The 275-nt window shown below is 68.0% G+C and carries 1 protein-coding gene; it reads left to right on the top strand.

The window, feature by feature from the left end; translation table 11 throughout:
- On the top strand, window positions 1-275 hold a 275-nt coding region (locus tag SB751_RS30240), incomplete at both ends, for a 2Fe-2S iron-sulfur cluster-binding protein (protein WP_410749051.1).

Below are 275 nucleotides of genomic sequence, written 5' to 3'. Positions count from 1 at the left end.
ACACGCTCGCGTCCGCGCTGCTCGCGAACGGCGTGCACTTCGTCGCGCGCAGCTTCAAGTACCACCGTCCGCGCGGGATCGTGACGGCGGACGTCGCGGAACCGAATGCCGTCGTGCAGCTCGAGTCCGGCCCGTACACGGTGCCGAACGCGCGCGCGACCGAGATCGAGCTGTACCAGGGCCTCGTCGCGACGAGCGTGAACGCCGAGCCGTCGCTCGAGAACGACAAGTACGCGATCAACCAGAAGTTCTCGCGCTTCATGCCGGCCGGGTTC

The sequence above is a fragment of the Cupriavidus sp. SIMBA_020 genome (assembly GCF_046535395.1).
Taxonomy (GTDB): Bacteria; Pseudomonadota; Gammaproteobacteria; order Burkholderiales; family Burkholderiaceae; genus Cupriavidus; species Cupriavidus campinensis.
This window is presented reverse-complemented; position numbering and strand designations above follow the sequence as displayed.